At 69.2% G+C, this 19,943-nt stretch carries 23 protein-coding genes; 7 read left to right on the top strand and 16 right to left on the bottom strand.

Annotated features, from left to right (window positions below; all coding sequences use genetic code 11):
• Positions 1 to 423: 423 nt before the first annotated feature.
• From ACIBI5_RS06775 to ACIBI5_RS06730, 10 genes are all read right to left on the bottom strand, one after another.
• Positions 424 to 1,284: a CU044_5270 family protein gene (locus tag ACIBI5_RS06775; RefSeq protein WP_397243947.1), complete on the bottom strand. Its 861-nt coding sequence runs from the start codon at positions 1,282 to 1,284 to the stop codon at positions 424 to 426.
• Between the two features lies 1 nt (position 1,285).
• Positions 1,286 to 1,870, bottom strand: coding sequence for an RNA polymerase sigma factor (locus tag ACIBI5_RS06770; protein ID WP_397243945.1), 585 nt, complete (start codon positions 1,868 to 1,870; stop codon positions 1,286 to 1,288).
• 581 nt (positions 1,871 to 2,451) lie between these two features.
• Positions 2,452 to 2,706 carry a hypothetical protein gene (locus ACIBI5_RS06765; RefSeq protein WP_397243943.1) on the bottom strand — a complete coding sequence of 85 codons (255 nt, stop codon included), beginning with the start codon at positions 2,704 to 2,706 and terminating at the stop codon, positions 2,452 to 2,454.
• A gap of 186 nt (positions 2,707 to 2,892) precedes the next feature.
• On the bottom strand, positions 2,893 to 3,672 hold the full coding sequence (locus ACIBI5_RS06760) for an ABC transporter permease (RefSeq protein WP_397243941.1): 780 nt from the start codon (positions 3,670 to 3,672) through the stop codon (positions 2,893 to 2,895).
• Positions 3,665 to 4,600 carry an ABC transporter ATP-binding protein gene (locus ACIBI5_RS06755; protein WP_397243939.1) on the bottom strand — a complete coding sequence of 312 codons (936 nt, stop codon included), beginning with the start codon at positions 4,598 to 4,600 and terminating at the stop codon, positions 3,665 to 3,667. Before ACIBI5_RS06755 ends, ACIBI5_RS06760 begins: the two co-directional genes overlap by 8 nt.
• Positions 4,597 to 4,866 (bottom strand): hypothetical protein, encoded by a 270-nt coding sequence (locus tag ACIBI5_RS06750; protein ID WP_397243937.1) that lies wholly within the window; start codon positions 4,864 to 4,866, stop codon positions 4,597 to 4,599. Before ACIBI5_RS06750 ends, ACIBI5_RS06755 begins: the two co-directional genes overlap by 4 nt.
• A gap of 3 nt (positions 4,867 to 4,869) precedes the next feature.
• Positions 4,870 to 5,523, bottom strand: a complete 654-nt coding sequence (locus ACIBI5_RS06745; protein WP_397243935.1) for a DUF998 domain-containing protein — start codon at positions 5,521 to 5,523, stop codon at positions 4,870 to 4,872.
• A 154-nt stretch (positions 5,524 to 5,677) separates the two neighbouring features.
• The gene (locus ACIBI5_RS06740; protein ID WP_397243933.1) at positions 5,678 to 6,823 is read right to left on the bottom strand and encodes an FAD-dependent monooxygenase; all 1,146 of its coding nucleotides are present in this window, start codon (positions 6,821 to 6,823) and stop codon (positions 5,678 to 5,680) included.
• Between the two features lie 18 nt (positions 6,824 to 6,841).
• Positions 6,842 to 7,849: an NAD-dependent epimerase/dehydratase family protein gene (locus ACIBI5_RS06735; protein ID WP_397243931.1), complete on the bottom strand. Its 1,008-nt coding sequence runs from the start codon at positions 7,847 to 7,849 to the stop codon at positions 6,842 to 6,844.
• The gene (locus ACIBI5_RS06730; RefSeq protein ID WP_397243929.1) at positions 7,846 to 9,459 is read right to left on the bottom strand and encodes a CocE/NonD family hydrolase; all 1,614 of its coding nucleotides are present in this window, start codon (positions 9,457 to 9,459) and stop codon (positions 7,846 to 7,848) included. Before ACIBI5_RS06730 ends, ACIBI5_RS06735 begins: the two co-directional genes overlap by 4 nt.
• 170 nt (positions 9,460 to 9,629) lie before the next feature.
• Here ACIBI5_RS06730 and ACIBI5_RS06725 point away from each other — a divergent pair, with 170 nt between their 5' ends.
• The 3 genes from ACIBI5_RS06725 (at position 9,630) to ACIBI5_RS06715 (ending at position 12,789) form a co-directional block, all read left to right on the top strand.
• Positions 9,630 to 10,088 carry a GbsR/MarR family transcriptional regulator gene (locus ACIBI5_RS06725; protein ID WP_397243927.1) on the top strand — a complete coding sequence of 153 codons (459 nt, stop codon included), beginning with the start codon at positions 9,630 to 9,632 and terminating at the stop codon, positions 10,086 to 10,088.
• Between the two features lie 386 nt (positions 10,089 to 10,474).
• Positions 10,475 to 10,855 carry a hypothetical protein gene (locus ACIBI5_RS06720; RefSeq protein ID WP_397243925.1) on the top strand — a complete coding sequence of 127 codons (381 nt, stop codon included), beginning with the start codon at positions 10,475 to 10,477 and terminating at the stop codon, positions 10,853 to 10,855.
• Between the two features lie 1,475 nt (positions 10,856 to 12,330).
• Positions 12,331 to 12,789, top strand: coding sequence for a transposase (locus ACIBI5_RS06715; RefSeq protein WP_397243923.1), 459 nt, complete (start codon positions 12,331 to 12,333; stop codon positions 12,787 to 12,789).
• A 120-nt stretch (positions 12,790 to 12,909) separates the two neighbouring features.
• Here the strand turns inward: ACIBI5_RS06715 and ACIBI5_RS06710 are convergent, their stop codons facing one another.
• The 3 genes from ACIBI5_RS06710 to ACIBI5_RS06700 all read right to left on the bottom strand — a co-directional run bounded on the left by ACIBI5_RS06710 (position 12,910) and on the right by ACIBI5_RS06700 (position 14,605).
• Positions 12,910 to 14,034 carry a tetratricopeptide repeat protein gene (locus tag ACIBI5_RS06710; RefSeq protein ID WP_397243921.1) on the bottom strand — a complete coding sequence of 375 codons (1,125 nt, stop codon included), beginning with the start codon at positions 14,032 to 14,034 and terminating at the stop codon, positions 12,910 to 12,912.
• The gene (locus ACIBI5_RS06705) at positions 14,031 to 14,174 is read right to left on the bottom strand and encodes a hypothetical protein (protein WP_397243919.1); all 144 of its coding nucleotides are present in this window, start codon (positions 14,172 to 14,174) and stop codon (positions 14,031 to 14,033) included. Before ACIBI5_RS06705 ends, ACIBI5_RS06710 begins: the two co-directional genes overlap by 4 nt.
• Before the next feature lie 83 nt (positions 14,175 to 14,257).
• Complete coding sequence (locus tag ACIBI5_RS06700) at positions 14,258 to 14,605, bottom strand: hypothetical protein (RefSeq protein WP_397243917.1); 348 nt, start codon at positions 14,603 to 14,605, stop codon at positions 14,258 to 14,260.
• Positions 14,606 to 15,196: 591 nt separating this feature from the next.
• On the opposite strand from ACIBI5_RS06700, the gene ACIBI5_RS06695 reads away from it, so the two are divergent.
• A complete protein-coding gene (locus tag ACIBI5_RS06695; RefSeq protein WP_397245277.1) occupies positions 15,197 to 15,343 on the top strand; it encodes a DUF4158 domain-containing protein in 147 nt (48 codons plus the stop codon).
• An 89-nt stretch (positions 15,344 to 15,432) separates the two neighbouring features.
• On the opposite strand, the gene ACIBI5_RS06690 is transcribed toward ACIBI5_RS06695, so the two are convergent.
• The 3 genes from ACIBI5_RS06690 to ACIBI5_RS06680 all read right to left on the bottom strand — a co-directional run bounded on the left by ACIBI5_RS06690 (position 15,433) and on the right by ACIBI5_RS06680 (position 17,345).
• Positions 15,433 to 15,819: a hypothetical protein gene (locus ACIBI5_RS06690; protein ID WP_397243915.1), complete on the bottom strand. Its 387-nt coding sequence runs from the start codon at positions 15,817 to 15,819 to the stop codon at positions 15,433 to 15,435.
• Between the two features lie 27 nt (positions 15,820 to 15,846).
• Positions 15,847 to 16,785: an esterase/lipase family protein gene (locus ACIBI5_RS06685; RefSeq protein ID WP_397243913.1), complete on the bottom strand. Its 939-nt coding sequence runs from the start codon at positions 16,783 to 16,785 to the stop codon at positions 15,847 to 15,849.
• A gap of 116 nt (positions 16,786 to 16,901) precedes the next feature.
• Positions 16,902 to 17,345, bottom strand: a complete 444-nt coding sequence (locus ACIBI5_RS06680; protein ID WP_397243911.1) for a hypothetical protein — start codon at positions 17,343 to 17,345, stop codon at positions 16,902 to 16,904.
• Positions 17,346 to 17,547: 202 nt separating this feature from the next.
• Here ACIBI5_RS06680 and ACIBI5_RS06675 point away from each other — a divergent pair, with 202 nt between their 5' ends.
• The 3 genes from ACIBI5_RS06675 to ACIBI5_RS06665 all read left to right on the top strand — a co-directional run bounded on the left by ACIBI5_RS06675 (position 17,548) and on the right by ACIBI5_RS06665 (position 19,916).
• Positions 17,548 to 17,703 (top strand): hypothetical protein, encoded by a 156-nt coding sequence (locus ACIBI5_RS06675; protein ID WP_397243909.1) that lies wholly within the window; start codon positions 17,548 to 17,550, stop codon positions 17,701 to 17,703.
• 253 nt (positions 17,704 to 17,956) lie between these two features.
• Positions 17,957 to 18,766, top strand: a complete 810-nt coding sequence (locus ACIBI5_RS06670) for a BtpA/SgcQ family protein (protein ID WP_397243907.1) — start codon at positions 17,957 to 17,959, stop codon at positions 18,764 to 18,766.
• Positions 18,767 to 18,830: 64 nt separating this feature from the next.
• Positions 18,831 to 19,916: an SIS domain-containing protein gene (locus tag ACIBI5_RS06665; protein ID WP_397243905.1), complete on the top strand. Its 1,086-nt coding sequence runs from the start codon at positions 18,831 to 18,833 to the stop codon at positions 19,914 to 19,916.
• The last annotated feature ends 27 nt before the right edge of the window (positions 19,917 to 19,943 follow it).

The raw sequence follows: 19,943 nt of genomic DNA, 5'->3' as shown, positions 1-19,943 counted from the left end.
TCGCTCCTCTCACCGTGTTCCCGGATGCCCCGGGAATGACCGACCGTGAGTGTGCTCGTGATCGCCCGGACTGCAAGAGATCGCCGTCGCCTGACGCTCCGCGCCGACTACTCACTCCGTCCCGCACGCCCTGGCCTCCGGCGACGTGCCCAGCACCGCCGGCACCCGGGCCCTGGTCTTGCGCACCCACCGCCAATGCCGAGCCCGACATGACGCACCGCAGAACCGCGCATCGCGCCAGGCACTTACGAAAACGCTCCGGTCGCTTGGGCGACCTTCAGCGCCCGCCTGGACGCGCTCGGCGCGGACGGCGGCTCGTCGGGGTGCTTGTCCTGCGTCTGTTCGGTGCCCGTGGTGTACTTCATCGCCCGATCTTGTGCCCGTACATGGTGAACAGGGCCACGAACACCTCGATGTGGCCGGCTATGACCGCTCGCCCGCACGGTCCACGATCACGGCCTTGTACACGATGATCTTCTGACCCGGCCAGCGGAAGCCCATGTACTCGTAGGTCTTGGGGTGGATGTAGACCCGCTCGTCGCCGTGGAAGAGGGACATGGCCGGGCGTCCGGCCGGATCCTTCACACCGCCCTCGTACTTCACCCCCGGGATCCGCGCCATCGCCCCGTACATGGCCGCGCGCAGCTTCGCGGGCAGCACGGTTTCTCCCATCCCCATGGAGATCAGGCGGAACGCCCACAAGTGACGCTCGTCCTCGCTCATCTCGGGCCGGTTCGCCGTGGCGTTCTCCTCCACGATCTGCTGGTCCATCCGGGCCAGCAACGCCTCCGGGTCGGTCGGCAGCGACAGCAGGAAGGGATAGCCGACCTCGAACTCCGAGCCCTCGTGCACCTCTAGTTCGCCGTCTCTGGAGCGGGTGGCGAACTTCGTGTCGTCCACCCGCCGCCACAGTTCCCCGGTGTCGGTCTTCATGTAGGCCCAGTCGGTCGGGGCGAAGACGTCGTCGCTCTCCGCCGCCGCCAGGACCGCCGCGTTCGCGGCCAGGTCCGCCGCGCCGGCGACCGGCCGCAACGTGGTCTCCACCACCCGGGGAACCAGGCGCACGGATTCCCGCTCCTGCGCGGGCCAGAACGAGATGCCCGCCACGAGGGCCGCCAGCGCGACCAGGGTGGCCAGCCCCAGGAACGGCCGCCGACGTCTCACGGGCCGCACCCGGCCGTGATCCCGAACCCGGCCGTGGTCCCGCAACCGGGCCCTGGCTACCCCGACCTCCTCGCCACCGGGCTCCGGCTGGGCGTCGTGGTACCTCTTCAGCATCGCCATCTCATCCATGGTTGAAGACCTCCCGTGCCGTGGGACCCAGAAGCGCGCGCAGCTTGCGCCGCGCCCGGTTGACGCGGGAACTGACCGTGCCGACCGCCACGCCGAGTGCCCGCGCCGCCTCGGCGTAGCTGAATCCGGCACACGCGACCAGCAGCAACGCGTCGCGGTCACCACGTGACATCCCGGCCAGGCCGCGGGCCAGTTCCGGGCTCAGCCGCTCGGCCGCCACCCGCTCGGTGACGCGGTCGGCGTGCCCGCCGTCCGGCTCCGCGGTGCCCGCGCGGGCCATGGCCCGGTAGAAACGGACCTCGCTGCGGCGGTGCCTGCCGATCAGGTTGGTGGCGATCCCGTAGAGCCACGGGCGTGCCTGATCGCAGGTCAGGTCATAGCGCGTACGCCGGTCGAAGGCGATCAGGAACGTCTCGGCCGCCACGTCCGATGCGACGTCGGAGCCGAGGCGGGCGGCGGCGTAGCGGTGGATCGCGCCGTAGTACCTGTCGAAGATCACCGAGAACCACTCAGGCTCCTCGCGGGACTTCGCGATGACCACCGCGTCGTCGTCGAGTCGCGGGTCGGGCTCATGCATCCGGCGCCTTTCTCCCAGAAACCGATCAGCGCTACTTGCCCGATCCCGCCCTTCTTGTTCTCAGACGGTCTCCGGGCCGGTTCTCTCGTACGGCTCGCGTGCGGCGTCCGTGGTCAGTAAGGCGATGAACGTGCCCGGCCACGGAAGGGGAGTACCCGCCGTCCGATGCCTCGATCGTCATCACGGCCCAGCCACCCGCGGCGCCCGGCGAGGTGGACCTCTGCGTCCGGCGGGGGGTGCGGGGAAGACCTTCGCCTGAAGGTGGCCGATCACAGCCGCGAGGCCGAAGGAGGGACCATGCCCACCACCGTCCTCATCGAGGGTCGTGCTCGGCGCCGGCAACCGTCGCGATCTTGTGGCCGGGACGACGCCGCCGGCCGTGTACGACGACATCGGATTCGTCCGAGCCGGGCGCGCCGGCATCAGGCTCGCCGTCGCTCTCATCGACCAGGTTGGACCAGATCCCAGCCCACCGGGGCCCTCCAGTGCGTCCTCAAAGGCGCACCACTGGCCGCGCGAGGCGCAGGTCACGTTCCCCGGAACGCGTCTCTCACGGACGTCGCACGCCCCGTGGGCCTTGCCTAACGTGGGTTGCCTTCTGGCTCCTGCCGCTCTGCCATGGGGGTTGGGGAAGACGGGTCATCGGCGTGAGGTGGTGGCTGTTCGGGGTCGGCGTCCAGGTCGCCGTTCTCTGCGCGGGTCATCAGAGCGATCGCCTGTTCCCTGTCGAAGGTGCCCGACAGCCAGGACAACACCCATCGGCCACCAGGTTCAGCTTTGGCGACTTGCTTGCAGCTGTCGCTGATGATCCACTCCCCATCGAACCGCAATGTCATGGCCCCAGGCTAGACACCGCTGAACGAAATGCGAGGCGACGGAAGCCGCCCACCGGACCCCGCCTGGCGCCTTGAGGGACGTTCATCTAACGACGGTTTCTGAGAGCCAGCAGAGTGCGGCGGCCGTTCACGCACCAAGATCATCCATGAGGTCCGGCTCCCTGATGACGTCAGTGTCAGCTCGGGTCAGCGGTCGTGGTCGGCGTTGCGCCACCACGCGAGGGTCGCCGCCACGCCGGCGGCGCCGGTGGTCAGGACGAGCAGGACGCTGATCGGTCCGGGTGGGTCGTGGCCGGGCCCGGCGATGCCGGCGTACAGGCCGGGCACCGAGTAGGGGAACCAGGCGCCGAAGCCGAGTGCGGCGATGATCTGGGCGGCGAAGGCCAGCACGAACAGCACGCCGACGGCGGCCAGGTAGCCGCGGCCGATGCTGGCGGCCAGTGCCAGCGGGGTGGTGAGTGCGGCCGACAGCGCGGCGGCGGCCAGGATCCGCACCACTCCGGCTGTGGCCGTCTGCGCCGACCATGCGGGCAGGGCCAGCAGCGCGCCGAGCAGCAGGCCGGCGGCGGCTGCGGCGGTGGCGAGCGCCATGGCCCAGGCAGCGGTGAGGATGAACTTGGCGGTCACGACGGTGGTGCGGGAGGTGGGCAGGGCGAGCAGGTCTTTGGCGGTGTGGTCGCTGAACTCGCGGCCGAACACCCAGATGGCGATCATGCTGTAGACCAGCAGGCCGCCGACGGCGACCGCTTGCGCCAGCAGGCCCAGGTAGCCGGGCCAGTCGGCGGCGGCGCCGGACAGCTGGGCCTTGTCGCCGAGCAGGCCCAGTGCGCGGGCGCGGGCGGGTTCGGCCAGGATGAACATGAACAGGCCGCAGACCAGGGTGATGAGGGTGAAGGCGAGCGCGGTCAGCGCGGGCAGGAGGCTGCGCCGGGCCTTGAGCAGTTCGCTCCACAACGCCTCACGCATGGCCGACTCCGACAATGCGCAGGAAGTAGGCTTCCAGATCTTCTTCCACCAGGTGGAGTTCGGTGGGCGGCACGCCCGCTTTGACCAGGACGGTGGCTACCTGTTCGGGCCTGGCCAGGGCGCGCTGGTCGGTCAGCAGCAGGCCGGGTTCGGGGTGGTAGCCGTGCTCGCGCAGCACCCGGTGCGCTGTCGCGTCGTCGCGGGTGGCGACCTTCAGATGGCGGCGCCGGTGCGCGTCCAGGCTGTCGGCGTCGTGCTCGGCCAGCAGCCGGCCCTGGTGCAGGATGGCGATGCGGCCGCCGAGGCGGGCGACTTCGGCCAGCAGGTGGCTGGAGATCAGCACGGTGGTGCCGTGCTGGTGGGCCAGGCCGGTCAGCAGGGTGCGGATCTCCACCACGCCGGCGGGATCCAGTCCGTTGACCGGCTCGTCGAGGATGAGCAGGTCCGGAGTGTGGATGAGGGCTTTGGCCAGGGCCAGGCGCTGCAGGTTGCCCATGGACAGGGTGCGGGCGCGCCGGTCGGCGTAGGGGGCCAGGGCCAGTCGTTCGATGATGTCTTCCACATGCCGGCCGGGATGGTTGAGCCGGCGTAGGCGGGCGTACAGGTGGAGGTTTTCGCGCACGGTCAGCTCGGGGTAGGCGGCCGGGGCTTCGACCAGGTAGCCGGTGCGGGCCCAGGCCGAGCGCTGTCCGGCTGTGACGGCCGCGCCGAGGACTCGGGCTGATCCGGCGGTGGGGGTGATCATGCCGAGTAGCATGCGGATCAGTGTGGTCTTGCCGGCGCCGTTGAGTCCGAGCAGGGCGTATGTCTGGCCCGCCCGCACGCTCAGGCCGACGTCGTCGACCGCCAGGACGTCGCCGTAGCGCTTGGTCAGGCCAGACACCTCGATGACCGGGCCGCCTGCGCTGCCTGGCAGATGCTCCTTCATGGCTGCGTGATGAGCATGAGCAGCGCCCGGGTCGGCAGCGCGCCCTGCAGGAGGATGTCGCGCCAGGCCGGCCGGGGATCGGCCTGGATGGCATATGACAGAGTCTTGATCGGTGTGACGGGCGGCGGCGGTTCGCGGTCCGGCGGGAGCGGGTGGGTGAAGCGGTGGAACAGCACCTGGATCAGCGTGAGGCCTACGAGCAGGCCGGTGGTGAAGCTGAGGTGTTCCAGGCCGACGACGGCCAGCATCTTCAGCGCGATCGGCATCGCTCACGCCTCCGTCGTGGTGTTCGCGCGGCGCAAGCGCAGGCCGACGGCGATGATCCAGGCGAAGCCGACCAGCAGGGCGGCGTGTTCGAGTAGCCCGGCGGGTGCGGGCCGGAGCACGCCGGAGGCGTCCAGGCGAAAGGCGATCCCGGCGGCGATGGCGAAGGCGATGACCAGCGCACCCGTGCAGCGTGAGTAGGCGGCCCACCCGCGGCTGCCGCCACGCAGACGCCGCGCCAGCACGAACGGCGCGGCCGCCAGTCCGGCGAACAGCACCAAGCCGGCCAGCCCGTGAGCTCGGCCCGCGGCGGTGACCGCCTCGGGCTGCCCGGGTGGGTAGCCGAGAGCGGGATCGGTGGGCACCAGTCCTGCCACGGCCAGCGCCAGCCCGCAGGCCGCCAGCAGAGCAGGCCCCCAGAAGGCGGCACTGCCGGGCGGAAGCGCACGGCGCAGCCCGGCGGCGAAAGCGAGGAGCAGCAGGGCGCCGAGCACGAAGTTGACGGTTTGCAGCCAGCCGCGCTCGCCGGTGCCGAGCTGGCTGGCGCCGTGGTGCCAGAGGCTGTAGCCGGGCCGGGTGGCGCCGTCGAGCAAGAGCAGGGCGGGGACGAGGACGCCGGCGGCGATACCGCAGGTGAGCAGGGTGGTGGTCGGGCGCATCGGAAGGGGGCCTCCTAGCTCCGCGATCTGTTGATCGCGGGCCGACCAGGCTTCCCGGCTCACCGACGTTCGCGCCCCTCGTCCGGGGCGCGTTTCCTAGATTCGCCTGGAATGTAACACCTGGCCGCGCGGGCGGCCAGGTGTCCCGCATTGCTCAGCCTTTGATGAAGCGGCGGATCATGTACCGGCGCACCGGCGGCAGGGCGGCCAGCCGCAACGGCAGCTGGCTCAGCCACAGCACCACCGGGTTGGCGGGGGCGTAGACGCCTTTGACGCGGCGGCCGAGCTTCTGCTTGCGTTCGGCCTCGGGCCGGATGGCGGCCTCCCACGCGGCCAGGGCGGTGGGAACGTCACCGGGGTGGGCCTCGAGTTCGGTGCCGAGGCGGTCGGCGCCGCCGACGGCCAGCGCGGAGCCGTACCCGGCGAAAAGGGTGACGCACCAAGCAGCGTCGCCCAGCAGGACCACGCGGCCTTTGCTCCAGGACGGGGCGACCACTTGGCTGATGGTGTCGAAGTAGACCGAGTCGGCCCGCTCCAGCCCCGCCAGGGCCTCGGGGATGACCCAGCCGAGGTCGCCGTAGACGCGCTCCAGCTGGGTGGCGACGTCCTCGCCGGGGCGGGCGTGGTCGGCGCGGTAGCCGAAGAAGGCGACATTGCGGCCGTCGCCGACGCTGATGACCGCCGCGGTGCGGCCGTTGGACGAAAGGGTGCCGGTCGCGCCCGGCGCGATCGACTCCGGCCGCTGGTCGAGCATGAACACGGCGACCTTGTGCTCCAGGTCGAGCAGGAAGTCCTCCTCCGGGCCGAAGAGCAGGGCGCGGGTGGCCGAGTGCAGCCCGTCGGCGCCGATCAGCAGGTCGGCCTCCTCCACCGCGCCGTCACTCAGGGTGATGCGGACGGCGCGGTCGTCCTGGTCGACGTGGGTGAGGGTGGTGCCGAAGCGGATCTCGGTGTGGCCCTCCACCTTCTCGTACAGGACGGCTTCGAGGTCGCCGCGCAGGATGGTGATCGAGCGCGGGCCGGTGGTGGCGGCGATGGTGGCGCGATCCAGGGCGAAGCGGCGTGAGCCGTCGGCTTTGTGGTAGACGAGCTCGGTGGTGTCGAACCCGTTGGCTCGCAGGTCGTCGACGATGCCGAGGTGTTCGGCGGCGTCGTAGCCGATGCCGCCGAAGGTCACGGCGTAGCCGCCGCCACGCCGCTGGGGCGCGCGTTCGACGATGAGGGTGTCCCAGCCGATCTGGCGCAGGCGCAGGGCTGCGGCGAGGCCGGCGATGCCGGCTCCGATGATGACGGCGCGCATGATGTCGTCGAGTTCCTTCTAAGAGTGGGAGAGCTGGTCGAGCAGCCGCTGTTCGGCGGTGGCGTCCAGCCAGGTGTCAGGGGAAGGGGCATCGGCTCGCGGCACCGGATCGCCTTCGGCCTGCAGCCAGGCCCAGGTGTCGGCGAGGGTCTCACGCAGCGGGCGGACGGCGAGTCCTTCGGCCAGGGCGGCGCCGACGTCGGCGTCGTGCATGCCGCTCGGGACGCCGCCGTCCGGCAGGCGCAGGCCGAATTCCATGCCGAGCGGCAAGCCGTGCCGGATGAGCAGGTCCGGGTCGGCCCAGACGAGTTCGGTGTCGAAGCCGGTGACTTGCAGCATCGTCGTGAGCAGGTCGCCGAGGGTGATCGCGCCGGGCGGGCCGGTCACGGTGAAGGCGCCGCCGAGGCCGCGCTCGGCGGCCGAGAGCATCCAGGCCGCCAGGTCGCGGACGTCGAGGTACTGCAGGGGCGTGTCCGCGGGCGCGGGGGCCAGGACGCGGCCGCCCTTCTCCAGACGGCGCAGCCACCACGGGATCCGGCCGACATCCTCATACGGGCCGAGGATCATCCCGGCCCTGGCCAGCAGCGCCCGCCCTGCGAAGGCTTCAGCGACGGCGAGCTCGCCGCCGCGCTTGGCCGCGGCGTAGTCGGCGTCGTCCGTGCTGGCGGGGTCGCCGTCGACCAGCGGCGCGTGCTCGTCGGCGCCGGGCGGCCAGGGCCAGCGGTGCACGCCGCGGCTGGAGACGTATCCGTAGTGCCCGGCTCGGCCGGTCAGCAGGCGGGCGGACTCGCGGACCACCCGCGGGGCCCAGGCCCAGGTGTCGATGACGGCGTCCCACTCGTCCTCGCCGAGTGCTTGCCGCACGGACTCGGGGTCGGTGCGGTCGGCGACGAGCGCGCGCACGCCGGGCGCGGGGGCGCGGCTGAGGCCGCGGTTGAGGGTGCTCACCTCATCGCCGCGCTCCAGCGCGGCCTCCACGATGGCGCGGCCGACGTGGTGGGTACCTCCGAGGACAAGGAGTTTCACGATGCTCCAGGGGTGAGCGGCAGCCAGAGGGCTGACGGGTTGTGGTGGTCGTGGAAGATCTCATGCTCCGAGGAGCGCAGGCCGCGTCCGGTGGCGAGCGGTTCGCCGGTGCCGGGGTTGCGGCCGAAGCGCGGATGGGCGCCGCTGGAGACCTGCAGCCGGATGCGGTGGCCGCGCAGGAAGCGGTGGGCCATCGGCCACAGGGTGACCTCGACAGCACGGATGTCGCCCGGCTCGCTCAGGCGGATGATGCCGTCGCACACGTTGACCGATCGGCCTCGCGGGTCGACGTCGCAGAGGCGGGCGAAGTAGTCGACGTGCGGGTTGTCCGAGCGCGTGTGCAGGCGCACGCGGACAGGGCCGATGGCCTCGACGTCGGCGGTCAGGGGTGCGGTGGTGAAGGTGAGCACGTCGGCTCTGGCCTCGACACGGCGGTTGTCTTTCGGGCCCGCTGACAGGCCTACCTGCGTGCCGCCGACGGTGGGGGTGGGGTCGGCGGGGTCGTAGCGGTAGTGGCTGGGAGGGCTCTGGCCATCGTGCTGGGTACGGCTGAGCCCGCCGCCCGGGTGCAGGAACCAGGGGGTCGCCTCGTGCGCGGGCGGCCAGGCGGGCAGGTCGATCCAGCGGCCCGCGCCGGTGACGAACAATCGCACACCCGTGGGCGCCTGCCGGCCGAGCAGCGCGGCATCCAGCACGGCGAGCGCGTCGGTGAGGCCTTGGCGGGTGTAGAGACCGCGCCCGTGGCCCCACGGCCCGACCAGCAGCCGCACCTGCCGCCCGGCGGCGAGCAGGGCGGCGTAGTCAGCCAGCATCTCCGGCAGGAAGAAGTCGTGCCAGCCGCCCTGCAGGTGCACCACCGGCGGCATGCGCGCGACGTTGGCGCGGTGATCCGTGCTAGCCCAGTATGGCTCGCCGGGACCGTGACCGGCCCAGTCCCGAAACCAGGTCACCGCGTGCCCGGTCAGCGCCCGATCGGCCTCCTGCAGCGGGAGGGTGAGCGTGGCACGCGACAGCCGCCGGGCGGCGCCGATCATGCCGCCCATTTGGCGGGCGACGCCGTAGCCGCCGGTGAACATCCGCTCCACCAGCTGCACCCAGCCCAGCGCGTTGCCCGTCGCGAACACCCCGCCCGGATACATGAAGTGTTCGGCGAACGACGACGGCGCGTCCTGGATCAGGGCGACCTTCCACTCCGGGATGTCGCGGGCTGCCAGCTCCCACTGCACGAAGCCGAGGTAGCTGGCGCCCCACGTGGCCAGCTCGTCGCCGAACCACGGCTGGGCGCGCAACCAGCTCAGCGTGCCGTCGCCGTCGGCCGAATCGATGACGAAACCGTCGAAACGGCCACCGGAGCCGGCCGTGCCGCGCAGGCTTTGGTACAGCACCTGGTAGCCGCGCTCGGCCAGCAGCTTGGGTAGCTGGTCCAGGGGGTTGCCGCGGCCGTACGGGCTGCGCAGCAGCACCAGCGGAGGCCGCCGCTGACCGGCCGGGTAGTAGTGCGTGGCCAGCAGTCGCACCCCGTCGGCGGCCGGGATCTCCACGTTGTGCCGGACGCGCACCCGGTGAGCAAGGGCGGGTCGCACGCCGTACAAACGGCTGAGCAGGGTCATGGCCGGATCTGCTTCCTGTCGGATCTGATGAGAGGTCACATCGCCGACCAGGCTTCCCGGCACACCATCGAACCTCTCGCGAGAGGCCGATACGAGCATCATACCGAATTTTCGGAAATTACTGAACAGTTGGGGTGTTCGATAGCCTGTCTCATGAGAGGGAGGCGCACGTGAACGACAGGTTCGAAGAGTGGCAGGCGGCGGAACGGCTGGCCCTGACCCTGACCGAGGGCGGGCTGCAGCGCATGGCCGCGCGCACCCTGGCGGTGTTCTTGTTCACCGACCAGGAAAGCGTCACCGCCGGCGAGATCGCGATGCGGCTGGAGGCCAGCGCGGGGTCGGTCTCGGGCGCGATCAAATCCCTGGCCACGGTCGGGCTGATCGAACGCCTGCCCGCCCCCGGTAGCCGCCGCGAGCACTACCGGCTCCGCGACGATGCCTGGGCCACCCTGTTCACCAGCCAGAACACCGTGATCCAGGCCATGCTCCAGGCCGCTGCCGCCGGGATCGCCGCCACCGAGCAGGGTGATCCCGCCCACCGGCGGCTGGCCCAGATGCACGCCTTCTACGAGTTCCTGCTCGGCGAACTGCCCGCCCTGCTGCACCGCTGGGACCAGCAACGCGACTGACTCTGGGGCATACCTCCCAGGTCGAGAACCAGCTCGAACAGCACGGCGTGCTCCTGTTGTGCGCCGACGAGCCGATCATCCTTGACGCTAAGTTGCCCCACGGGCGTGGGGACGAGAGCTCCTCGACCGTCAACGGCGCCTGCCAGACCGGATCACCCCCGCGTGGGGGTGAACCGGCGAGCAGAATGTCGCCGGGGCTGCAGGGTCCGAGGTCCCCACGTCCGTGGGGGTCAACCGGACGGCGCCGGCTTCGTCTCCTACGCCCGCGCGAAGTCCGGTCTGTCGGTGGCCAACAGGTCCCATCCAACCGTGCCGACCGTACGAATCAGTGTCAGGCCGGCCGTACGGGCGGTAGACCCGAGGAGAATCCATGGAAGGACAGCCAAATGAAGAGTGAGCTCACCAGTCGCGTCCCGGGGGTCGCGGTAGGCAGGGTGCGGCGGTGGTCTCGGATCACACCGGCAACGTTGCTGGGGCTGTTCGCCCTGGCTGGGCTGCTGTTCGGTGCCACGCCGGCGCACGCTGCGCAAGCCGCGACCGCCGATGCCGCGACTGCCCAGGTGCCGCGACAGTCGTCGTACGAATCCCACCGAACCCCCAGCGGCCCGACGGGTTTTCAGTACTTCACCACCGGCCCCGGCCAGCAATGCCTTGACCTCGGCAACGCCGGCGTGGCGAACGGCACGTGGCTTTTCTTCTCCTGCGAGACCTTTACGGAGAAAGGGGCGACGAGCCCCGGATCGTACGCCCTCTGGGTCGCCTACTGAGCCTGTGGGTGCCGAATATTCGTCCACCTACTCTGACCTGGAAGTGCTTAAGAAATGATCATTCTCGCCTGAGTATTCACTCGACCAGATTCTGAGCGAATGCTCAGTATCTACGTGTGAGGCGTCGCGTTGTTGCAGCTCATGCGCCGTTGGTGCCTTTTGACGCGGTACACCCAGCTCAGAGCCCGAGACAATGTTTTCGAGCGGGACGGGATTATCGGCAGGTTGCACAAACGGCGGAGCCGCTCACATAGCACAGCTCACTGAAGAATCGGGGCTAACACAACGAGATGCCCCGGCCGCCAGGCTGGGGCATCTCCATTTTCACGACGGGGAGATCACTAGAAGTTCGGCCGCAGGATCCTTTGAATGAACGGATGCTCGCCATATCCCTCTTGTGCGAAGTGAGTCAACCCCCGGGCGGTTGTTCGTATGAAGTCCTCCCCGTGCACCGCCACCGGTCTCAGGCGATCTGCCGTACGCCGAGCCCACCATGCTCATTGGCTCAACTCGCACTCTTCAGTCGGATAAGGCCTTCGAGTCAACGCAGAACGCCTGCTCCGGCCGGACACTTAGTGCCAGGCTATAACCTGCCATTCAATGCATCTGATGTGACTATGTGCGGACGCTGCCTTAGGCAGGCCTTTGAGTTCCGGGCTTGCTGCACCTTCTGCCGTTCCAGTCGAGGCTGTAGGTCGTGGCGATACTTACCCACACGGCCTGTCCAGCGCCCACGCACGCGATCGTGTTTCCTACGAGAGCGAAACGGGCGAGGACTTCAATGGCCCCACCACTTGCACAGTGACGGTAGAAACGACTCCAGCCGGAGGCGGATCGGCCGCATGGGAGAGTGCCGGGGGATCTGAAGTTTACGTACCCTGACATCATGGAGACGCTGGCTCCCTTGGAAGCCGTTCCTACAGCGCCCCCCTTGGAGGTTGTTCCTACGGTCGCGTTCGAAGGTGCTGCAGTCAGACATACGGCAAGTGCCGAACCGGCCAGTGCCATGAGGAGCTTGTTTCGCATCGAAGATTGATTCCTTTCGCAAACTGAGAAGAGTGCCTTGTCGGGCACAACTTTGCCGAGGTCTTCTCTAGAGGATGCACGCGGTGGCGAGGTCTGTCGTTGCAGTAGCGCACACAGATCTTTAGTCTGTACACACTGAGTTCGTCTTCGCCGCGTTGCATCGTGGGGTGGGATCTTGAGGTAGCGGTTTGATTACGTCTCGCAACTAGTCTCATCTACCGAAGGATTCTTGAGCCAGGCAAACAACCGGACGTTAGGCGGCCATGATGCGCTGACGCATTAGGCCTCCTGAAGGTCGAACTCGACCCCGAATCGCGCCACGAGTTCGGCGCGAATGCGCCGTTCGGACTTCTCCGGGGTGCTTGGCTGTGTCGTACGGTCCTACTGTGTGTCGTGTCAGCACCAGGGCCAAGGAAAGGTCCGTTCACCGGTCTGAAATCTTGGGAGGCGTGTCCGGGAAGGCCGCTGTGGTCGTCGCCTTGTCGAGTTTCCGCCGGGAACTCTACGGCTGCCTGACGGCGCGTGCGGATGAGCTGTTCGAGCTGGTCGAGGCGCTGTTGTGCACCGACGGCCCGGTTCGGACGCTGGTCGAACTCGCTTTAGCGCCCGAGCACCGGCGCGGGCACGGCTCGTTGTACGACGGCCTGAACGGGGGACGGATCGAGGTGGCCCGGCTGCGGTCCGCCCTCTCCTCGCTGCCGTTGCCTCGCGCCACCGACGGCCGGATCGTGCTGGCCGCCGACGTCAGTCCGTGGCTCCGTCCGGACTTCGACACCAGCGCTGACCGGTCTCCCGCCAGAGGCAAGGGCATGCGCAGTTGCCAAAGGTTCCGGGACCGACATGACAAATGCGGTCATCAAGCGGTACTGACCTGCGCACACACTGCGCTGTCGAGAGGTTGCGTCTGACTTATCCCACATGTTCGACTTCCTCAACGACCGACTGTGCAGGCACTCCAGTGATCCCGTATCGATGGCGGTGCTGGTCCTGATTGGCAGCCGAACACATTGGGCGAGTGTCCAGCGGGGTCAGCGCCGTGTACGGGCGGCGTTGAGCGCGGTCAGGGTTCGCTCGTGCCAGACTGGCGTCCCGATTTCGGCGAAGATCGTGGCTGCGGTTTCGAGGTGGCTGATGGCGCGATCGGGTTCGGCTTCTGCGAAGGTGAGCAGGACGCGGCCCTCGACCCATCGGTCGCGGATCCGGAGGGCCAGTTGCAGCGCCAGTCGGAGATCGGCGAGCCCGTCCGCGGGTGATCCCAAAGCGATCCTTGCCTCGCCACGGCTGCGCAGGGCCAGGGCCTCCAGGAGGAGGTGGCCGATCTGCCTGGCCAGGGTCACGCTCCGTGTAGAGGCCTCCAGCGCCTCTTGGTGCAGGCCGAGCTTGCCGGCGGCCTCGGCGAGTACGCGTAGCAGGTTGCCTTCGACCGTGGAGGTGGTGGGGTCGCCGGTGGGCAGGGCGGAGAGCCCGTCCTTGGCCAGGCGCAGGGCCTTGTCCGGCAGGTCGCGCTGCAGATGCAGGCCCGCCATCCGGGCCATCGTGTCGGCGGCCTTGGTCGGGTTGCCGATCTGCTCGCACAGTGCCCGGCAGAGCTCGAGTCTTTCCAGCGCGTCATCGAGGTTGCCCTGCAGCATGTCCACGAGTCCCAGACCGCCGTGGCACATCGCGCGGCCGAAGTCGTCGTCGAGTTCGTCGACGATCGCCGCCGCCTGTTCGAAGCGGGTTCGGGCGGCGCCGAGTTGATCGGTGGCGGTGAAGGCCGTCGCCAGCGTGCGCAGCATCATCGCTTCGCCGTGCCGGTTGCCGTTCTGGCGGCAGACCTCGACGACGGTCTCGATCTCGGCGACGCGGGCGGGGCTGAAGCCGGCGTGCATGTTCAAAAGCTCCACGCTGGAGATGAGTTCCCAGGCGGGCTCGTCCCAGCCCATCTCCACGGCCAGACACACGGCGGCGCTGAAGGTGAGGCCTTCGGCCTCGATCCAGTTCGCGGAATCGGTGACCATGTGGTCGATGTCCGCGGGCAGCCAGCGGGGTGCGTTCCCGCGGCGAAGCCCTTGGGTGAACGCGCCCTGTACCTGTCTGTCGGTCCGCTCGGCCACGGCGAGCAGGGCGCCGATGACGCGGTCGTAGGCCTGCTTGCGCTCCTCGGGCGTCAATTCGGCTCGCGCTTGCTCCAGGCCATCACAACCCCGCCCGGCACCGGGTCTTCGTCACCCGCTACATGCGACGCGGCCTGGGCGATGAGTCCGGCGCCCCGCGACGCCATATCCGCCGCCCGCACCGCGATGACGGACATGCACCGCGCCACCACCTTCGAGGCCGGTAATTCGACGGTGCGGGATGCGGAATACGGGCCGGCTGGAGAGCCGGCCCGATGGGTCAGGAGAAGACCACGGAGCGGAGCTTCAGCCGGTCGGAACCCTGTCCCGTGTGCGGCCTCAGCGTGAACCAGTCCCCCTCGCAGTCGGGCTCGGTGAAGACCGTGGCCGTGGACGAGGTCCTGTTGCGCGGCGAGTGGGCGGGCGCGCTCGCGCTGGGATTGGCGACCTCGGGCAGCGTGATGCACTGGCCGCTCGGCGGGTCGTGGAGCACCCCGATCTGGGGCTGCCCGATGATGCCCACGTAGATGTACTGGAACTCGCCGTGGGCGGCGCTGGCGGGAGAGGCGAAGGCGGAGACGAGAGCGAACGTTCCGGCGAGAGCCAGAGCGGCTTGACGCAGACGCACGAGACACGACCTTTCGAGAGCGGGGGACCGGAACGGCAGATGACCTGCCGCTCGTCACTCCACGCTTTCACGTGAACACGCTCCGCGCATATAGCCACGCGGTGAAGTTGCCTTCTCTAGGTGGCAGGCCGGGGAGGGGCTGAAGAAGATCCTGGTGGGTGTCGGCGGGTCGCAGGAGTCGGGATCGGTGAACCTCAAGCGCACCTGGGTCACGCGTAAGGGCAAGCGCTCGGCGAGTCCGCCCAGGATGCCGGTGAAGGACGTCGGTAAATCCGGACTCAAGCTGGCTTGATAGCCTGAGCGCCGTTTCGGGGGGCGAAGTGCGGCGGAACGAAAACGTCCGTTAAGCCCGTACACGCAGGTCAACCGTAACGGTTGAAACCGAGCCGCGGAACGGTCTGGCGGACGTTCTCGTTCCATCACGTCCCTTGTTCGTTCCCCGGCGCTGAGCTTGTCAGCACGATGGGTGATCACGACATAGCTGTTCGATCGCTTTGATAACGGTCTGTGTTGATTGGTCATACTTTCCGTGGATGCCCGTTGATTTCCTGAGCGACGGCGAGGCGGCGCGGGCCGCCATCGCAAGTCGAGCTGGAGAAGGTGTTCTTCCTCGACGACGCGGACAAGAAGCTGGTCAAGGCATGCCGTGGCCCGCACAACCGGCAGGGGTACGCGCTCCAGCTGACGACCGTCCAATACGGCGTTCCGCCTCCGAGCGTGTCCCCAGCCCCAAGGTAGATCGGCCGCCGCAGGTCAGGGACCTTGGCGTTCCGCTCTGACCCGCCAGACCCGGACGGGCACCGCGCTGTGCTCTGCCTGGCGCGACCTCAGATGGTGACGCAAGGCAGGCCGATGGAGTGCCAGGCGCCGAAGCCGTCTCTGAACCATCCCTCTACGCAGTACTTGCCGCGCTTGAAGGGGCCGAACCAGCGAGTTTCTATGGGTGGCCTGCCAGAGCAGTTTCGCAGCTCACGGGTGTTGAAGTCGAAGCCGGGGCCCCAGAAGTGGAAGTGGGACTGAGGCCAGCAGCGGTTCCAGCGCCATGAGGCCTTGACCATGCCGGTCTTGGCGCTGTTGGGTCCCGCTTCGATACAGGTGTAGTGGTTGCATCCGTCCGCCCTCATCGCTGCCTGGTCGGCGGATGCCGATGGGGTCGTCGCTGCGATGCCGGTCAGCGTTAGCGCGAGAACGGCGACTGTATGCCGGATGTGCATGTCCGCTCCTGGAATCCGCAGATGTGGTCAGAAGGTGCTGTGGCGGTAGAGGGCCGCGAGCGCGTGGACCAGAGGGCTTTCGATCTTGCCCGAGTGCTGCTTGCCGTCCCGGTTCTGCCAGGTGGCGTTCCACGCTCTCACCGGCTTCGGGCCGGTCTGGCTTAGTTCGGAGTGAGTGATCTCTTTGTCGAGGGTCTCTTCGTAGCTGACCCAGTGGGGGCCGCTGTGGCCGTCGGTGGCGGAGCGCTCCGGTACTGTGTTGTCGCCGGTCGAGGTCACGAAGGTGTAGTCGGTGCCCATGTGGGACTGTGGGCGGTGGCCGACCCATTTCAAGAAGCCGGTGTTGCCCACCCGCATGTCGCTGCATTGCTCGTGGGTGAAGGTGCAGGTGTTGGTGAAGTTGGCGCCCCGGTGCGGGGTGCCGAGGGTGACGACGTCCTCGACGTAGAGGCGGGACGGCCACTTGCGGCTCTGCTTGCCGTACAGGTTGGTGCCCTGGATGGCGGCCTTGGCGACCAGGCCGCCCATGGAGTGCGCCACGATGTCGACGGCTATGCCCTTGCTGGTGAAGTGCTTGTAGATGCGCCGGGCCAGGGCCGCGCCGACGGTCTGGAGGCGGGTGTCGGTGGTGCCGTTGGCGTGCATGTCGCAGTTGTGGTCGCTTCGGTAGAAGCCGAAGGTGTAGGACCTGGCTCGCCAGGCGTGCTTCTTCAGTACGAGCCGGGCGTTGTGCCACGCGGCGGCGCAGTCGGTGTCTGCGCTCCGGTTGAAGCCGTGCACGAAGATGACCGGACGGCTCTTGCCGTCAGCCCTGCGGGGCGGCGCCTCGGCGACGGCGCTCGCCGGCGTGGCGCTAGCTGGGGTGGTGCTCGCCGAAGTGGCGTCGGCCGGAGCGGCACTCGCTGGGGTGGTTGCGAGCAGCGAGGCCACAAGGAGGGCCGGGGTGATGGCTCTTGTCTTGGTCATTGCTACCTCCGATGTACGCATGTCGAGTCCCTTCGTCGCAGGGTGCGGCTCTCCTGAAGGGCCTTCACGGCCTGGACGGTGGGGAGGTAGAGCGCTGCTGCTCTACGGCGCCGCGCTCAGGCGATGCCCCAGCGCCAGGGCGTACACCGGCGGCTGCCGCCGGAAGGGCGGCACAGCCGGATACCGACGTACTCGTTCTCCTGGAAGTTGGTGTTGACCCACCGCTGCCCGCAGTGGTGGGGGTAGTTCCACAGGTCGTAGTAAGCGATCGGTTTCGAGCTGCGGTAGCGCACCTCCAGCGTGCCGGTCTTGCCGTCGCGGCAGGTATCGATCATCTGCAGCCAGTCGCCTTTGTGGTGGAAGGCGCCGTACAGGTTGCGCACGCCCTTGGTGACCATCGTGGCGGTGACGTTCTGCCCGCGCTTCCCGGCGGCCCGGTGCGCGCTGGAGGGTGCGGCCTGCGCGGCGGGGGCCTTCCCCTGATGAGCGCCGGATGCGGGTGGCTGAGCGGTAGCCGAGGCGGGCGGGCTCAGCGCCGCCGCCGTCAGCAGCGCTGTCACGGCGATCAGGCCGGAGCGCTGCCCGCCCCCCCCAGAGGCCCGGCCTGCGCCGTTCGGGGTGCGGGAGGAGAATGTGAGAACAATCATGATCAGGCGGCGGGCCTGCTCTTCTCGGACGCGTTGCCCGGCCCGTTCTCCGCCGGTGGGCAACCACCTGTCCCCGCCCACGCTAGGGCAGCCCCCGGCGTTGTTCTGCGGACAATTGCACACACAGACGAAACAGCGAGCGGACCCTCACGCGGCCGAGGAGGGCTCCACCAGCTCCGCCACCCCGCAGGGTCTCATCCGGCAGCCTGCGGCCGCCCGCGGAGCCGCCGATCACCTGGCCTACGCCGTGGTCACCGTGCTGCGCACCTGACCTCGAGCCTCTGCGCCCGCGCCGCTGGTCGGGTGTTTTGGCCTGTGCGCTCTGGTCAGGTGAAGCAGCGGAGGATGCGCCCGGCTTGGCGTTCAAGTGTGCCGGGCGCGCGGCACGGACGTGACCTGGCGTCAGGAGGGGTTGCTCGGGATCAGGGGGTGGGCGATCAGCATGGCGGGTGTCATGGTGGGAGTTGGAGATCTTGACGTGACCCACCCGCTCTCGCGCGTGGTCGATGGCGAAAGGGATCGCGGTGTCAGGCAGGGACGACGGGTCGTTGCTGGTGCTGGGCATGATTCATCTGCCGCCGCTGCCCGGCACGCCGTATCACGACGGGGGCGGCGTCGAGCCGATCGTGGAGCGCGCGGTGACCTCCGCCCTGGCCTTGGGAGAGGGCGGCGCGGACGGGTGCCTGATTCAGACCGTGGACCGAGTGTACGCCGCTGGAACGGACTGCGATCCGGCGCGGGTCGCGGCGATGGCCCTCATCGCCCGAGCCGTCGTGGAGGCCGTCGGGCCCGGGTTCATGGTTGGGGCCCAGTTGATGCGTGACGCTGTCCAGGCGTCGCTGGCGGTGACGAAGGTCGCCGGTGGCCACTTCACCCGGGTCGGGGCGCTGGTCGGGGCCACGATGACGGCGGGAGGTCTGGTGCAGGGGGATCCGCTGGCGGTGGCGGAGTACCGCAACAAGATCGACGCCCGGCACGTGAAGGTGATCGCCGAGGTGGAGTCGATGCACTATTCCTGGTTCGGTGGTGGCAAGACGGTGGCCGAGGTCGCCGCGATGGCACGGCAGGCGGGCGCGGACGCGGTGTCGCTGTGTCATCGCGACGACAACGTCGCCTTGGGCATGATCGCCGCCGTCCGCGCCGCCTGCCCCGGGCTGCCGGTCATCCTGGCCGGGAACACCCATCACGGCAACGCCGCCCGCCTGCTGGGCTCGGAAGAAGGGGCAGACGGGGCGTTTGTCGGCACCTGCCTGGAGAGCGGAGGCTGGGGCGGCGTAATCGACAAGGGCAAGGTGGCGGCGTACGTGGACATCGTGCGTTCCGCCCACCGGTGACCACGACAGCCAGAACGAAAGGGACGCCGAGCGTTGCGACGGGCATCAGTACAGGAAGGCGGGCATGACGGTGACCTCTCCCTACACGCCGGCGGAGATACCCCGCCAGATCGCCGCACTGAGCGAGGACCTGCGCGCCTGCTACCCCGTGGTCGCGGACGCCGCACGGCGGCGGGAGAACAGAATCGGGTGGGATGGCCTGACGCGGGTTGTGGTGACCGGGAACGGCGACTCCCTGCACGCGGCGCTGGCCACCGAGATGGCCTTCCACACCTTCGGCGGGGTGGCGTGCGAACTGGGCGGCCCGTCGCGCCTGCTGGAGTACGGCACCCCGTGCGAGCGCCGCGCGGGAGTGCGCACGCTGGTGGTGGGCGTCTCCGCCTCGGGTGGCAACACCCAGGTCGTCGACGCGCTCGCCCGCGCCAGCAGGCACGGCGCCTGGACACTGGCCGTCACCTCGACCGAAGGGAGCGCCGTGGCGCGGGTCGCCGAACGCGCGCTGGTCCTGCCCTTGACCGGGTTGCTGCCGTGCCCGGGGATCCGTACCTTTCAAGCCAGCCTCCTGACGCTTTACCTGGTCGCGATCGAGATCGGTCGGGCCCGGGGCCACCTCGGGGACTGCGAAGCCGACGACATCGGCGCCGAGCTCGCAGCGGTGGCCGACGCCGTGGCGGCCACCACCGACCTCGTACGGCACAGCTGCGCCCAGGTGGCCGAGCAGGTGGCCGGCGCCCCGGTGGTGCTGGCGCTGGGCAGTGGCCCCGGGCACGGCAGCGCCCACTTCACCGCCGCGAAACTCGTCGAGGCGGCCGGAGTGTTCGCCTCCGCGCAGCAGCTCGAGGAGTGGGAGCACGTAGAGGTGCTGGCCCACCCGCGGGACATGCCAACCGTGGTGTTCGCCCCGCCGGGCCACAGCAGGCAGCGGGCACTGGCCGTGGCACGCCGGGCCCGCGAACTCGGCCGTGCCGTGATCGTCGTCGGCGAGGCCTGCGACGCCGAGGTCGCGGCGACGGCCGCAACGGTGCTGCCGGTGGCCGATGGGGTGCGCGAAGAGTTCTCCCCACTGCTGGCGCAGGTGGCCGCCGGCTACCTGGCTGCGGAGGTTGCCGAACGGCTGGGGCGGGCGCCGTTCTCCACCAACGGCCCGTGAGACAGCGTCGTCGAACTCTTCGGCAAC

It is taken from the genome of Nonomuraea sp. NPDC050540 (assembly GCF_044457485.1).
Classification (GTDB): Bacteria; Actinomycetota; Actinomycetes; order Streptosporangiales; family Streptosporangiaceae; genus Nonomuraea.
Note: the sequence above shows the minus strand (reverse complement) of the source record. Positions and strands in the feature narration are given on the sequence as shown.

Coding starts and splice junctions, on each gene's coding strand:
- ACIBI5_RS06775 (WP_397243947.1), bottom strand. CDS start 1,284: ATGGCGATGCTGAAGAGGTACCACGACGCCCAGCCGGAGCCCGGTGGC.
- ACIBI5_RS06765 (WP_397243943.1), bottom strand. CDS start 2,706: ATGACATTGCGGTTCGATGGGGAGTGGATCATCAGCGACAGCTGCAAG.
- ACIBI5_RS06760 (WP_397243941.1), bottom strand. CDS start 3,672: ATGCGTGAGGCGTTGTGGAGCGAACTGCTCAAGGCCCGGCGCAGCCTC.
- ACIBI5_RS06740 (WP_397243933.1), bottom strand. CDS start 6,823: ATGCGCGCCGTCATCATCGGAGCCGGCATCGCCGGCCTCGCCGCAGCC.
- ACIBI5_RS06685 (WP_397243913.1), bottom strand. CDS start 16,785: ATGACCAAGACAAGAGCCATCACCCCGGCCCTCCTTGTGGCCTCGCTG.
- ACIBI5_RS06770 (WP_397243945.1), bottom strand. CDS start 1,870: ATGCATGAGCCCGACCCGCGACTCGACGACGACGCGGTGGTCATCGCG.
- ACIBI5_RS06755 (WP_397243939.1), bottom strand. CDS start 4,600: ATGAAGGAGCATCTGCCAGGCAGCGCAGGCGGCCCGGTCATCGAGGTG.
- ACIBI5_RS06745 (WP_397243935.1), bottom strand. CDS start 5,523: ATGCGCCCGACCACCACCCTGCTCACCTGCGGTATCGCCGCCGGCGTC.
- ACIBI5_RS06750 (WP_397243937.1), bottom strand. CDS start 4,866: ATGCCGATCGCGCTGAAGATGCTGGCCGTCGTCGGCCTGGAACACCTC.
- ACIBI5_RS06705 (WP_397243919.1), bottom strand. CDS start 14,174: ATGTCCGTCATCGCGGTGCGGGCGGCGGATATGGCGTCGCGGGGCGCC.
- ACIBI5_RS06665 (WP_397243905.1), top strand. CDS start 18,831: ATGACGGTGACCTCTCCCTACACGCCGGCGGAGATACCCCGCCAGATC.
- ACIBI5_RS06730 (WP_397243929.1), bottom strand. CDS start 9,459: ATGACCCTGCTCAGCCGTTTGTACGGCGTGCGACCCGCCCTTGCTCAC.
- ACIBI5_RS06690 (WP_397243915.1), bottom strand. CDS start 15,819: ATGCACATCCGGCATACAGTCGCCGTTCTCGCGCTAACGCTGACCGGC.
- ACIBI5_RS06720 (WP_397243925.1), top strand. CDS start 10,475: ATGAAGAGTGAGCTCACCAGTCGCGTCCCGGGGGTCGCGGTAGGCAGG.